Source organism: Mesorhizobium sp. P5_C1 (assembly GCF_054049815.1).
Map to the genome: position 1 here is coordinate 1 of NZ_JBFULQ010001241.1, position 760 is coordinate 760.

The following is a 760-nucleotide window of genomic DNA, read 5'->3' on the forward strand; positions in this document are numbered from 1 at the left end:
GAAGTACATTGTATCCCTGCTCGCTAATGGCCGCCAACCGCTCTTCGAACAGATAGTCGGGAATATATAACTCCGGATTCCAGCAGTGCTCGTCGGCCAGCGAGATGCCGTGATAGCATAGTATCAGGAGGCGCTCTCTACGCCATCGGCTCCCACGCAGTGCGGCACAGCCGCCTACAGATCGGGCAGCCCACAACGCCGTAAGCTTCGCCCCTTTGAGCATCAATCGGCGCCCCAGGAAAGTTCAACGGGCATAGGTCAGATTCGAATAGACCAGCATGGTCCGCACCAGGATTTTCAGATCGATCGTCGGACCAAAATTGGATACATAATACAAGTCATGCTCCAGCTTGATCCGCGTTTCCTCTACATCGGCTGCATAGCCGTAGTAGACTTGGGCAAACCCCGTTAGCCCCGGAACAACCGAATGCCTGAGATCGTAACCGGGCAGTTCGGCGCGGTAAACTTCCACCAACTTCGGCTGCTCGGGCCTAGGCCCGATCAGAGTCATGTCGCCTTTGACGATGTTCCAGAGCTGTGGCAGCTCATCGAGATGCGAAAGGCGCAGAAACCGACCGAAGGGCGTTACGCGGGGATCGTTTATGGCTGTGGCCACAACGATGCTGGACTGGCATTGCATACTGCGCAGCTTGTACATCCGAAAGATGCGTCCTCCCTTGCCTGTTCGGTTCTGGACAAAAAAAACTGGCCTGCCCATCAGGAGCAGGATTGCAAGCCCGCATGCGGCTATCAATATAAT

2 protein-coding genes are annotated in these 760 nt (G+C 55.4%); both read right to left on the bottom strand.

Features of this window, described 5'->3' with window-relative positions; translation table 11 throughout:
- The coding region (locus ACXJ7R_RS35115; RefSeq protein ID WP_457155800.1) for a hypothetical protein at positions 1-223 on the bottom strand (223 nt) is incomplete at its 3' end.
- 21 nt (positions 224-244) lie between these two features.
- Positions 245-760: sugar transferase (locus ACXJ7R_RS35120; RefSeq protein ID WP_457155801.1), on the bottom strand; the 516-nt coding region annotated here is incomplete at its 5' end.